Origin of the sequence: Ornithinimicrobium sp., from assembly GCF_030537745.1 — a bacterium.
In the GTDB taxonomy this organism is placed as follows: domain Bacteria; phylum Actinomycetota; class Actinomycetes; order Actinomycetales; family Dermatophilaceae; genus Ornithinicoccus.
Map to the genome: position 1 here is coordinate 10,563 of NZ_JAUNVI010000046.1, position 12,818 is coordinate 23,380.

The 12,818-nt window shown below is 68.7% G+C and carries 11 protein-coding genes; 7 read left to right on the plus strand and 4 right to left on the minus strand.

Translation table 11 applies throughout. The features are described from left to right. Positions 1-344, minus strand: a 344-nt coding sequence (locus Q4P07_RS10360) for a LysM peptidoglycan-binding domain-containing protein (protein WP_303374838.1), incomplete at its 3' end; no start/stop codon positions are given. 188 nt (positions 345-532) lie between these two features. On the opposite strand from Q4P07_RS10360, the gene Q4P07_RS10365 reads away from it, so the two are divergent. Then, on the plus strand, positions 533-877 hold the full coding sequence (locus tag Q4P07_RS10365) for an Rv2175c family DNA-binding protein (protein WP_303374839.1): 345 nt from the start codon (positions 533-535) through the stop codon (positions 875-877). Between the two features lie 84 nt (positions 878-961). Here Q4P07_RS10365 and Q4P07_RS10370 read toward each other — a convergent pair whose 3' ends face one another. Further along, positions 962-2,053, minus strand: coding sequence for a polyprenyl synthetase family protein (locus Q4P07_RS10370; RefSeq protein ID WP_303374840.1), 1,092 nt, complete (start codon positions 2,051-2,053; stop codon positions 962-964). Between the two features lie 310 nt (positions 2,054-2,363). Here Q4P07_RS10370 and Q4P07_RS10375 point away from each other — a divergent pair, with 310 nt between their 5' ends. From Q4P07_RS10375 to Q4P07_RS10395, 5 genes are all read left to right on the plus strand, one after another. Next, the gene (locus Q4P07_RS10375) at positions 2,364-2,738 is read left to right on the plus strand and encodes a DUF6504 family protein (protein ID WP_303374841.1); all 375 of its coding nucleotides are present in this window, start codon (positions 2,364-2,366) and stop codon (positions 2,736-2,738) included. Between the two features lie 116 nt (positions 2,739-2,854). Next, on the plus strand, positions 2,855-3,355 hold the full coding sequence (locus Q4P07_RS10380) for an SAV_6107 family HEPN domain-containing protein (protein ID WP_303374842.1): 501 nt from the start codon (positions 2,855-2,857) through the stop codon (positions 3,353-3,355). Between the two features lie 15 nt (positions 3,356-3,370). Next, complete coding sequence (locus Q4P07_RS10385; RefSeq protein WP_303374849.1) at positions 3,371-7,372, plus strand: DNA polymerase III subunit alpha; 4,002 nt, start codon at positions 3,371-3,373, stop codon at positions 7,370-7,372. Continuing rightward, positions 7,339-8,661, plus strand: coding sequence for a DNA polymerase IV (gene dinB / locus Q4P07_RS10390; RefSeq protein ID WP_303374843.1), 1,323 nt, complete (start codon positions 7,339-7,341; stop codon positions 8,659-8,661). Before Q4P07_RS10385 ends, dinB begins: the two co-directional genes overlap by 34 nt. Before the next feature lie 90 nt (positions 8,662-8,751). Further along, a complete protein-coding gene (locus tag Q4P07_RS10395) occupies positions 8,752-9,183 on the plus strand; it encodes a DUF3040 domain-containing protein (RefSeq protein ID WP_303374844.1) in 432 nt (143 codons plus the stop codon). Between the two features lie 34 nt (positions 9,184-9,217). Here the strand turns inward: Q4P07_RS10395 and Q4P07_RS10400 are convergent, their stop codons facing one another. Together Q4P07_RS10400 and Q4P07_RS10405 are read right to left on the minus strand one after the other, a co-directional pair. Continuing rightward, positions 9,218-9,706, minus strand: coding sequence for a DUF456 domain-containing protein (locus Q4P07_RS10400; protein ID WP_303374845.1), 489 nt, complete (start codon positions 9,704-9,706; stop codon positions 9,218-9,220). A gap of 52 nt (positions 9,707-9,758) precedes the next feature. Beyond that, positions 9,759-9,974 carry a hypothetical protein gene (locus Q4P07_RS10405; RefSeq protein WP_303374846.1) on the minus strand — a complete coding sequence of 72 codons (216 nt, stop codon included), beginning with the start codon at positions 9,972-9,974 and terminating at the stop codon, positions 9,759-9,761. Between the two features lie 231 nt (positions 9,975-10,205). Between Q4P07_RS10405 and Q4P07_RS10410 the strand changes: the two genes are divergently transcribed. Next, positions 10,206-12,311 carry a type IIA DNA topoisomerase subunit B gene (locus Q4P07_RS10410; RefSeq protein ID WP_303374847.1) on the plus strand — a complete coding sequence of 702 codons (2,106 nt, stop codon included), beginning with the start codon at positions 10,206-10,208 and terminating at the stop codon, positions 12,309-12,311. The last annotated feature ends 507 nt before the right edge of the window (positions 12,312-12,818 follow it).

Below are 12,818 nucleotides of genomic sequence, written 5' to 3' on the forward strand. Positions count from 1 at the left end.
CCGGCGCGGACCGTGATCGAGCCCGCCGAGGAGCTGGGGGAGACCTTGGACGGGGTGCTGGTCTGCTGGGGAGCAGCATCGGCCGACGAGGCGCCCTTGCCCGGGATGGTCAGGACATCTCCGGGCATGATCCAGCGTCCGCCGTCCTTGAGCCCGTTCGCGCGCACGATCGCCTGGGGGCTGACGCCATACCTCGCCGCGATCCCATAGACCGTGTCACCGGAGCGGATGGTGTGCGCGCCCGTCGTCTTGGCGGCCAGCAGCTCCACGGTGTGCAGACCGGGCGGCTGGTAGGCGACGGCAGGCAGGTCTGCAGGGGGCAGGGCAACGAACAACGGGCTCAACGGGATCCTCCGGGACGCGAGTGCGTGGCGCCGACCTGGGACAAAGCCGGCACCTCATGGGGCTGTTGCGCAGGCAGGGAAACCTGATCGCCCGTGAGGCAGAAGGGACGTTACCCTGAGACGACGTGACTGCGCTAGTTGCCGTGCGTGTCGCGTTGTGTGATTGACTAGAAGATGTGGTAAGTGACATGGATGTAATTCCTGAGTGGGTCAGTGTCCCCGAGATCATGGAACGGACCGGCGCCAAGCTGACCGAGGTCAAGCGCTGGCTCCAGGACCGGGAGCTGGTCGGGCAGCGGCGCGGGCCAAATCAAGCCGTCATGATCCCGGCGAGCTTCCTCGTGGAGGACGGGCCCCTGCAGGCGCTGCGGGGCACCATCGTCGTCCTGGGCGACGGCGGACTCTCCGATGAGGAGATCATCGCCTGGCTGCATGCTCCGGACCAGACTCTGGATGGCGGCAGCGCGATCGAATCCCTGCGGTCGGGCAACAAGACGGAGGTCCGTCGGCGCGCGCAGGAGCACGCCTTCTAGGGCGCCTTCTTGGACGCCTTCCAGCGCGGACGCCATCCGTCGGCACGTCCTTCGCCGGGCGGAGGCCACGGCGTGAAGGGTGCCTCAGGTCTGGCGCTGGGTGCAGATCGCGACGAGCTCCACGAGGGCTGCCCGTCCTTCGTCGGTCAGGGTCGTGAGGGTCTCAAGTGCTGCGAGCGCCTCGGTGGCGCCCGCCTCGATCATCGCTTCGGTGCGCTCGAGCGCACCTGACCTGGTGAGCACCTCGCGGCACATGGCCACGGTCTGGTCGTCGAGGTCGGGATCGCCCAGGCTCGCGGAGATGAGCTCGGCGCCGTCCGCGTCGGCGAGCTCGAGGGCGTGGGCGATCAGGGCGGTGTGCTTGCCCTCGCGAAGATCGTCACCGGCCGGCTTGCCCGTCTCGTCGGGATCACCGAAGACGCCGAGCACGTCGTCGCGTAGTTGGAAGGCCTCGCCGAGGGCGAGGCCGTAGGACGCGAGGGCCTTGATGGTGTCCTCGTCAGCGCGGGCGGCATAGGCCCCGATCAGGAGTGGTTGGCTGACGGAGTATTGCGCGCTCTTGTAGCGGATGACGGTCCGACTGCGTTCGAGACGCTGCTCGTAGCCCAGGTCGGCCCAGCCGTGGGCACCCTCGAGGATGTCGAGGAACTGCCCACCCATGAGCTGGGTGCGCATCCGGTCGAACTCTGCTCTGGCCAGCTCCAGCGCCTCCCGGGGCAGGCCGCTGGTGGAGAAGATCTCATCGGTCCAGTTGAGGCAGAGGTCGCCGGCCAAGATCGCCGCGGCGTGACCGAACCGCTCCGGGTCGCCACTCCAGCCATACTCATGGTGCTGGCTGGCGAAGGCGCGGTGCGCGGTGGGCCGGCCACGGCGCAGGTCGCTGTTGTCCATGACGTCGTCGTGCAGGAGCGCGGCGGCCTGGAAGATCTCCATCGCGCTCGCGGCGCGGATGACCGACTCGTCGTCCTCTCCACCGAGTGCACGCCAGCCCCAGTAGAGGAAGGCCGCGCGCAGGCGCTTGCCGCCGAGGAGAAGGTCGGCCACGGAGTCCACCAGCGGGCCCATCGGTGGGCCGAGCTCGGCGAGCACCGCACGCTGCTGCGTCAGGTGCTGGTCAAGGACCCGCTGGACGCGGGCACGAAGGTCGACGCCGTCCAACGGATGGGCGTGCGGCACGTGAACTCCTGGGCGTGGGGGGAGCGGGAGTGGGCCACCGGATGAGGTGGTGATGTCGGGTGCTGCCTGAAGGTCTGAGCCTAGCCTCCCGGTGGGGGTGGCCCGGGCCATCCCCTCCTGTGGCCCGGACCGTGCCCCATCCTGCCAAGAGGGGGCTAGGGCGGCAGCGGAGTTGTCCACAGGGCTGCAAGCGTGGGGTTGACACTCTGTCGGTGCGTAGTCGTACAGTTGTCCTAATCGAACACACATTCGATTTTCGGGTTGCAGCGAGGCCGGTGCAGCACAAGGACGTGCAGAGAAGGACGTGGAGATGAGTAGGCGCTATCAGGAGCAGGTCGAGGTCAGGCTGGGCGACCCGGTCGAGCACCGGGTCCACCTGGAGGCGGGGTGGCAACGCGGGGTCCAGGCCGCAAGCAGCGAGGTCCCGACGCTCTTCCTCTGGCGCGGGCGGGTGCACATCGTGCAGGGCGTGCTGGCCCAGTGGACCCAGCGGACCTCCTGGTGGCGCCGCGCTGACGGTGGTGGCAGCCAGGAGGCCGAGTCGACGACGCGAGGGCCGTTCACCGTGGCAGACCTGGAGCAACAGGTATGGCGGGTAGAGGCGTCGGCGGGCCGGACGGCGGGTCGCGGTGTCTATGACCTGGTGCGTGGACAGGAGTGGCTCCTGGAGCGGGTCAGTGACTGAGGGGTGGCAGTAGGGCGCCGCACCCGCTAACACCGCACTCGGCAACACGGCACTCGACGACACAGCGCTCGACAGCACAGACAACCCGACGACAGGACGACGAAGGAGAGGGCACCATGACCACCATCACCCACAACCCGGCCACCCAGCCGACCACCCACCAGGTCGGGCAGCGGGGCACCCAAACCGGTCCGGACGGGCCGGCCGGACAGGTCGGGGCCGTGCTGGACCTGCTCGACCGGGCCCGCGAGGGGCTGCTCGTGGCCTGCCACAGCAGCACCGCGCCCGAGCGTTACACCCAGGCTCACCTCGCAGGGTTGCGCGCTGGGGCGGCGCTGCTCGCCGCCCGCAGCTCACCCAGCCGCCGGACCCGGCCGCGCAGCGTGTGGGAGGTGCTGCCCACGGTCGCGCCGGAGCTGACGGAGTGGGCAGTGTTCTTCGCCGAGTCGGGCCGGCGCCGGCTCGCGTTGGAGCGGGGTGTCGACTGCGTCACCCCGCGGGACGCCGATGACCTGGTCCGGGCGGGAGAGCGATTCCTGGAGCTGGTCCGGTCCGCGCTGCATCTGCCGTGCGCGACCCCGCTTCCGGCCGAGCTGATCCCCGTCGGGCGGGGCTGACCGTCTCTCATGCCCATGCCTGACGACTTTGCCCACCTGCATGTCGCGTCCAGCGCCTCTATGCGTTATGGCGCCTCCCACCCTGTCGAGCTGGTCGAGCGAGCAGCGGCGCTGGGCCAGTCTGCCCTCGCGCTGACCGACCGTGACGGCCTCTACGGTGCGGTGCGTTTCGTCAAGGCATGCCGCGACGCCGCAGTTGCGCCGATCCTCGGGGTCGACCTAGCGCTCGCGGCCGGTGGCCCCAGGGAGCAGTGCGCTGCAGCCGGGGGGAGAGCCCGGGAAGCGAGCGGAGCAGGTCGGGTGGCGTTGACCGGGGCAGCGGCAGCCGGGGTCACCTCGAAGACCAGCAGGGCGCCGGCGGTGCCCGGGCTCGACAGGGTGGCGCCGAGGTCTAAGAACAGGGCGCAGCCGGTCAAGGGCGGCAGCCTCGTCGATGACCAACAGCCTCGTGTCGTCGTGCTGGCCCGCGGACAGCAGTCCGGGCTGGTGCCCGGCATCGGCTGGGCCAGGCTGTGCCGCCTCGTCACCCAGACCCACCTCGCGGGAGAGCGCGGGATCCCCCGCACCCGCCCTGACCTCCTTGCACGGGCTGCTTCCCCCGTCGACGGCGTCGCCCCGGTGGTCGTGCTCCTCGGTCCGGACTCCGACGTGGGTCGAGCCGTCCTCGCCCGCCACCGCGGCGCCGCCACCGCCATGCTGCTCGCATGGCAACGAGAGCTGCCTCCCGGAGCCCTGCGCATCGAGGTCGTCTGTCACGGCGGGCCCGAGGGCACGCCGGCCAGCCTGGGTCACGCCGCCCGGATGTGGGCGTTGGCCCGGGAGTGCGGCGTCCCCGCAGTCCTCACCGCCGCGGTGCGCCATGCCGTGCCCGAGCAGGCCAGGGTGGTGGACGTGCTCGACGCCGCGCGGAGGATGGTCGTCCTCGACGAGCGCCACCTCGACCGGGTCAGCACCGCCGGACACCTCGCTGACACCGCCACCATGCACGCGACGGCCGCCCACCTGGAACAGGCCAGCGGCAGCGACGCCCGTGCCGCCGAGCTGCTCAGCGACACCCTGGCCCTGGCGCAGGAATGCCGGTCTGACCCCCGCTCCGACCTGGGCATCGGCGCGGTCCACCTGCCCGAGCCGGAGGTCCTCGGGGTGAGCGGCACCGGCCAGGCCCACCGGGTGCTCACCGAGCGCTGCACCGAGGCGGTGACAACCCGCTATCCCGGCGCGAGCACGTCATACCTCGGCGCGATCCGCACCCGGCTGGACGATGAGCTCGGCGTGATCGCCGGCCTGGGCTATCCGACCTACTTTCTCACTGTCGCCACCGTCTGCGATCTCATCCGTGAGCACGGGGTCCGGGTGGCCGCGCGGGGTTCGGGGGCCGGCAGCCTGGTGACCTACCTGCTGGGGATCAGCGGGGTCGATCCGATGGAGCACGGGTTGCTGATGGAGCGCTTTTGCTCGCCGCTGCGCGCACAGCTGCCCGACATCGACATCGACGTGGAGTCGGCCCGGCGCACCGAGATGTACGAACGGATCCTCGAGCGGTTCGGGTCTGAGCGGGTGACCTGCGTGTCCATGGCGGAGACCTACCGCGTCCGGCACGCGATCCGCGACGTCGCCGCCACCCTGGGGATGCCTCCGGGGGAGATCGATGTCATCGCCAAGGCGTTCCCGCACATCCGCGCCAAGGACGCCCGTGCCGCCATCCGGGACCTGCCCGAGTTGCGCCGCCAAGGTCTGGACGCCCCCCGGATGCAGCAACTGCTCGAGCTGGCGGAATCGCTGGACGGTCTGCCCCGTCATATCGCGATGCACCCCTGCGGGATGATCCTGTCCAACACCGGTCTGCTCGACCGCACCCCAGTCGAGGCGAGCTGGCTGGGTTTCCCGATGAGCCAGTTCGACAAGGATGACGTCGAGGAGCTCGGGTTGCTCAAGCTCGACGTCCTTGGCATCCGCATGCAATCCTCGATGACCCACGCCATCGAGGAGATCGAGCGGGTCGACGGGGAGCGGATCGACCTCGACGACCGGACCCAGGTGCCGCTGGACGACCCCGACACCTACTCCCTGATCCAGTCCACCCGGACCCTGGGTTGCTTCCAGATCGAGTCGCCCGGGCAGCGCGAGCTGGTCGGGAAGTTCGCCCCGGAGAATTTCGCCGACATCATCATCGACATCTCGCTCTTCCGTCCTGGCCCGGTCAAGTCCGACATGATCCGGCCCTTCCTCCACGCCCGACAGGGTTGGGGTGAGCCGGATCATCTCCACCCCAGCCTCAAGCCCTACCTCGCGCAGACCTGCGGCGTTGTCGTCTTCCATGAGCAGGTCCTGCAGATCGTCGCGGAGACTGCCGGCGTCAGCCTCGCGCAGGCCGACGAGGTGCGGCGTGCGATGGGCACCCATCAGGGTCAGCGGGAGGTGGAGACGTGGTGGCGGGCCGCTGCCGCGGGTCGCGGCTACTCCCCGGTCGATGTCGAGCGGATCTGGGAAGTGCTGGCCGCCTTCGCGTCGTTCGGATTCTGCAAGGCGCACGCGGCGGCCTTCGCGCTGCCCACCTACCAGTCCGCCTGGCTCAAGACGCATCACACCGCAGCTTTCCTCGCTGGCGTGCTCACCCACGATCCCGGCATGTATCCCAAACGTCTCATCCTGGACGAGGCGCGCAGCATGGGCGTGCACATCCTCGGCCTTGACGTCAACGCCTCGGGCGGGACCTATCGGGTGGAGCGGATCGAGGGTGGCCAGGGCCAGGGCCAGCATGCGCGCCCACCACGCTCACCACGCCTACCGCGCCCGGGGCTGCCCGGCACGGACCGGGTCGATGAGGCGATGGCCACGGTCGAGGCCCGAGCAGACCGTTACGGGATCCGGCTCTCGCTGGCCGACGTCAGGGGGATCAGTGATGACGAGATCGCTCGGATCGTGGCTGGTCAGCCCTACACCTCACTGGGTGAGCTGTGGCAACGAGCCAGGATCAGTCGTCCGACCGCGGAGCGGCTGGTCCTGGCGGGCGGGTTAGACGCGTTGCACCGGGTCGGTCGGCACCACCTCGGCCGTGGGGAGCCGACCCGCCGCGACCTGCTTTTGCACCTGCGGGAGCTGGACCGGTGGACCCGGCACTCCGCGACCGGTGCCGGACGCAGCAAGGTGGGCCGCCGCCGCCCGGCACCGACGTTGACGCCTAGAGCCGAAGGGGCGGCGCTGCCGTTAGAGGGGGAGGTGGCGGCCCGGACCCGGGAGCAGGCCGTCGGCCGCCGTTCTTGGCACGCGCAGGAGGCGGTCGCGACCCAGCTGACGTTCCAGCTCGGTGACGAGCCCGCTGGCAGGGCGGTCACCAGCAGCGGTCTGCCCGAGATGACCGAGCAGGAGCAGTTGCGGGCCGAGCTGGAGGTGCTCGGGATGGACGTCAGCTCGCACGTCGTGACCGGGTTTGCGCCGATGTTGACCGATCTGGGCGTCACCCCGTCGCGTGACCTGCTGTCCCGGCGCAACGGCTCGGAGGTGCTCGTGGCCGGAGCCAAGGTCGCGACCCAGACGCCACCGGTGCGGTCCGGGCGACGGGTCGTCTTCCTCACTCTCGACGACGGCACCGGTCCCGCGGACGCGACCTTCTTCGAGGACGTGCAGGGTCCGTTCGCGTCGACCATTTTCCACTCCTGGCTGCTCCTGGTGCGCGGAGTGGTGCGTCGGACCGGGCCGCGCGGGCTCTCGATCCGAGCCACCGGGGCCTGGGAGCTGGGTTCCTTGTTTCAGGCGTGGGAGCGGGGTGGAGCCCAGGAGGTGAGTGCCGTGATGGCCGCGACCGAAGAGCAAGCCAGGGCGTTGCTCGAAGAGGCCGAGGCACTGGCTCGCAAGCAGTCCGAGGACGCCGAGCAACCTGCGGGACGCCGCGTGCTGGTGCATGCTTCGGGTTATCGCCAGTCGCCCTACGCCGACGTGCAGACACCTGGCGTGGACCCGCGTAGCACTCCTGGAAGCAAGCTGTGGCACGCCAGCCCCGGGAGCTCGGGATGGTGATGGCCGGCGCTCAGATCCTCAAACGGGTGGACGATCGGGTGGCCGGGACGAGCTACCCAGCCGACCCAGCCGACCCCGCCTGGCCCGGCGAGGACATCACCGTGCTGCACGTCGACATGGACGCCTTCTACGCCTCTGTCTCCTTGCTCGATCACCCAGAGCTGCGCGGACAGCCGGTCCTCATCGGCGGAGGATGGCGCAGCGTGGTGCTCTGTGCGACCTACGAAGCACGGGCGTTCGGGGTCCGGTCAGGTATGCCGATGGCTACTGCCCGCAGGCTCTGCCCGCCGGCGGTCGTGGTGCGCCCCGACTACGACAGCTATACGCGGGTCTCCGAGGCGATCATGGCCATCTTCGCCGAGGTGACACCGCGGGTTCAGCCGGTGTCAATGGAAGAAGCCTTCCTCGACGTGTCCGCAGCGGGTAGGCAGTGGGGCGGCCCCGAGGTGATCGGGCAGTGGATCCGCGACGCCGTCGCCGACGAGCAGCAGATCACCTGCTCGATCGGGGGAGCGCCGTGCAAGGCGGTCGCCAAGATGGCCTCGCGGGCGGCGAAACCGGACGGGATGCGGTTGGTCAGCGGTCCGGAGGTCGTGCCCTTCCTGCACCCGATGCCGGTCGGCTCGCTGTGGGGCGTAGGTGAGGCGACCGAGTCCGAGCTGCACCAGTTCGGGTTGCGCACCGTGGCGCAACTGGCGCATGTGCCGCTGGCCACCCTCCGCAGAGCGATGGGCAAGGGCCAAGCCGAACGGTTGCACGCCTTGGCGTGGGGCCAAGACGGAGCCTTCGATCCCGTGGTCGCTCCCCAGCTTGAGCGCAGCGTCGGCTCGTCGGAGACCTTCGCCCACGACATTGACGACCCCGAGGAGATCCGGCGCCGTCTGCTCCACCTCGCCGAACGCACCGCCAGCCGGATGCGTCACGGGGAGGTGCTCGGACGGACCGTCGTGCTCACGGTTCGATTCTCCGACTTCACCACGATCACCCGATCCCGGACCATCGCCGCACCCACCGACGTCACCCGCGAGATCCATGCCACGGCGTGCGCACTGTATGACGCGCTCGGGCTCCAGCGGGCCCGCATCAGGCTGCTGGGGGTTCGGGTGGAGGGGATTACCGAGGCTGGCCGCACCCTCGTCCAAGGGCGGTTGGACGAGCCAGAACGCGGTTGGCGGGAGGCCGAACGCGCGATGGATCGGGCAGCGGCACGCTTCGGTGACAACGCCGTCCGTCCTGCCAGCCTGATCGCGGGACGTCGATCAACAAGAACGCTAGGGAACACTGACTAGTGCTTCGCGCGTTACCGACATATCCTGAAGATCTAGACTTGGTCGTCGTCTGCTGGCGACAGCCCAGCACCACCACCACCGGAGGTCACCGTGCCGCTCTCCGAACACGAACAACGTGTCCTTGAGCAGATGGAGCAAGCGCTCTACGCGGAGGACCCACGTTTGGCGAGCCAACTCAAGAGCACCTCCCAAGGTGTTCCCGTGGTTGACCGCCGTCGTATCGCGCTCGGTGTCATCATCGCGCTCGCCGGACTCGGGCTGGTCCTCGTCGGCGTCATGTCACAGCTGATCCTGGTCGGCGGACTCGGCTTCCTGGCCATGGTCTTCGGTGGAGCGTGGGCAGCAACCCCCGCTCGGAGCCACCCCCGGCTCAGCGTCGTGCACCATGACGGCCGGGTGCACGGCCCTTCCACAGGGTCAGGGGGGCCCAAGGGCAAGGCCCCACGCAAGCCCAAGCCTTCCGGGACGTTCATGCAGCGGATGGAACAGCAGTGGGACAAGCGACGCGAAGAAGGCCGCTGACCGTTCTGCTGGTCCTCTGACCGTTCGTCTGGCCTTAGGTGCGGTCCAGGAAAGTGATCGTGAACGCCCACGTGCCGATGATCGCGAAAGCGGTCGTCAGCTCGATCAGCATGTTGAGGCCGACCGCGCGCAGCGCGTGCTTGGTCGCCACCCATGCCGCACGCCCATCGCGTGTCCGCAGCAGCGAGATCAGGAAGATCCCCAGCGGGAAGCCGATAAAGATCCCGACAAAGGGGATCACGAACGCCAGCACGATCGCCGTGACCAGGCCAACCAGCAGCGTGCTCGTGGACACCCCTGCCCTACGCAGTCGCTTTCCCGGCACCAAGAACTGCAACGCGAGGCCCACGACATACACCGCGGCCGCCACCGCGAAAAGCACCCAGGCGAGGGTGGACTGCTCGTCAAAGGCCCAAAGCAGAGTGCCGCCGAGCACGATCAGCAGGCCCGGCAGCATCGGGATGACGATCCCGAGCACGCCGACGACCATCAGCAGGGCGACGACGATCTCGACCGGGCTCATAGAGAAAGAGTGTGTCAGCATGCCTGCTCACCGGGGTGGGCAGGCAGCCCGATCAGATGACCGACGCCTCCTGGGCGTGCAGGTGGTGGGTCTCGTCGAGGATGTCGATGTCGTCGAGTCCGCGCAACTTGTTCAGGTGCTCGCGGCCGTGGTGAGCGCAGAAATGCAACTCGAGGCCATCACCGAGCCGAGCTCGGACGTAAGCCTGGGCGCCGCAGCGGTCACAACGGTCAGAGGCGGTCAACTCTGGGCTGAGGGTGGTGTTCACGGGCGGGTCTCCTCTCGTGCACCAGAGAGTCGGTCGGATGACCGCCTCCTGGGCCGTGTCTTTCACAGTCAAGCATGTCAACGACGTCACACCCCTTCTTTGTGCCTGGAGTGCCCGTCGTTTCGCTCACCGCGTAGAAGGGAATGCCCGCGCCGCGCCTGCGCGGGACTGTCAGCGGCGCGGGATAGCCTGCGGGAAACCACGAGGAACGAGAAGGAGGGCCTGCTCACCGTGACTACGAGCCCCGACTATTCCGCGCGTCACCTGCAGGTCCTCGAGGGCCTGGAGGCGGTCCGCAAACGCCCGGGCATGTATGTCGGGTCCACCGACTCCCGGGGTCTCATGCACTGCCTGTGGGAGATCATCGACAACGCCGTCGACGAGGCGCTCGGCGGGCACGGTGACCGCATCGAGGTGACCCTGCATCAGGACAACTCGGTCGAGGTCCGTGATCACGCGCGCGGCATCCCCGTCGACATCGAGCCACGGACCGGACTCAGCGGCGTCGAGGTCGTCTTCACCAAGTTGCACGCCGGCGGCAAGTTCGGTGGCGGCTCCTACACCGCCAGCGGTGGCCTGCACGGGGTGGGCGCCTCGGTCGTCAACGCGCTGTCTGCGCGGCTCGACGTCGAAGTCGACCGGGCCGGGAAGACCTACCGGATGAGCTTCCGTCGCGGGGAGCCCGGCGAGTTCGAGGACGGCCGCAACGATCCCTCTCCGGACGCGCCTTTCACCCCTTTCCAGCGCCGCACCGAGCCGGCCGTCGTGGGCAAGGCCAAGCGCGGCGTCACTGGGACCCGGGTCCGCTACTGGGCCGATCCACAGATCTTCATCAAGAGCGCCCACTTCGTCCATGAGGAGCTGCTGGCACGAGCCCGGCAGACAGCGTTCCTGGTGCCGGGCCTGGCTATGGTGATCAGCGACGAGCGCCGGCTGCCTGGCACCGCTGGTGCTGACGGACCGCACGAGGAGGTGTTCGCCTACTCCGGCGGGATCAACGAGTATGCCGAATATCTCGCCGCGGACACGGCGCTGACCGACGTGTGGCGGCTGCAGGGCTCTGGCAGCTTCACCGAGAACGTGCCCGTGCTCGACAGCTCTGGCCACATGGTGTCCACAGAGGTCGAGCGGGAGTGCCACGTGGATGTCGCGGTGCGCTGGGGGACTGGCTACGACACCATTCTGCGCAGCTTTGTCAACATCATCAGCACCCCCAAGGGCGGCACCCACGTCTCTGGCTTCGACCAGGCGCTGATGAAGGTCTTCCGCAAGCAGCTCGAAATCAACTCCCGCAAGCTCAAAGTCGGCAGCGACAAGGTCGACAAGGACGACATCACCGCCGGAATGACCGCGGTCGTCACGGTGCGGCTGGCCGAGCCTCAATTCGAGGGACAGACCAAGGAGGTCCTGGGCACAAGCGCGGTCCGGGCCATCGTGTCGAGGGTCGTCGAACAGTCGCTCACCGAGCGCCTCACCTCCACCCACCGGGGCGACAAGGCGCAAGCGAGCCTGCTGCTGGAGAAGGTCGCCTCGGAGATGAAGTCGCGCATCTCGGCACGGGTGCACAAGGAGACGCAGCGGCGAAAGAACGCACTCGAGTCCTCGTCGCTGCCGGCCAAACTGGCCGATTGTCGCAGCAACGCCACCGAGCGCACCGAGCTGTTCATCGTCGAGGGCGACAGCGCGCTGGGCACGGCCAAACTGGCCAGATCCAGCGACTACCAGGCGCTGCTGCCGATCCGCGGCAAGATCCTCAACGTCCAGAAGGCCTCTGTCTCAGACATGCTTTCCAACGCCGAGTGTGCGGCCATCATCCAGGTGATCGGCGCGGGGTCCGGCCGCAGCTTCGACCTCGACCTGACCCGCTACGGCAAGATCGTCATCATGACCGACGCGGACGTGGACGGCGCCCACATCCGGACCCTTCTGCTGACGCTATTCTTCCGCTATATGCGGCCGCTGGTGGCGGCTGGCCGTGTCTATGCCGCGATGCCACCACTGCACCGGGTTGAGGTCGCTGGGCGCCGTGGCGGCAAGGAATACATCTACACCTATACCGAGCAAGAGATGCGCTCCACGATCGCCGGCCTGCAGCGCAAGGGCCGCGCGATCAAGCAGCCGATCCAGCGCTACAAGGGCCTGGGGGAGATGGACGCGGACCAGTTGGCGGAGACGACCATGGACCCGGCGCACCGGACGCTTCGCCGGATCACCCTCGCCGACGCGACCCGTGCCGATGAGGTGTTTGACCTGCTCATGGGATCCAACGTCGCGCCCCGCAAGGATTTCATTGTCAGCTCTGCCGACGGCCTCGACCGGGAGCGGATCGACGCCTGAGCGCGACGAGATCGGCACAGGGGCGTTCCTCCGGTACACTTGTTCGGTGCGCCGCGAAGTATGACGGTGCCGATGCCCCGGGACGATTCGCTCCCGGAGGCCCATGCGGGTGCCGCGAGATGCACCTGGAGGATGGTCCGGTCACGCTCAGCGCGTCGAGGCGAGATCCAACCTCGATGATATTGATGAAGTGAGTTGAGCCGTCATGGCCAAGCCCGTCCGCGCCGGAATTTCTGGCAACAAGAAGCCCCGTCACACCCCAGAGCAGAAGAAGATTGCCCGTCAGGCCCGCGAGAAGCAGGCGCGGGCCCAGATGAAGGGGCCCCGTTCACGCCCGACCGGGGACGGGTCACCCCGGGTCGAACGCGAGCGCACCGGCTACCCCCGTCGCGATCGCGACGACCGTCCCGCCGGTGGTGGCTATGAGCGTCGGGAGGGTGGCCAGTCCTCGAGCGGTGGCTATCAGCGTCGTGACCGTGACGACCGTGGCCACCGCTCGAGGACTGG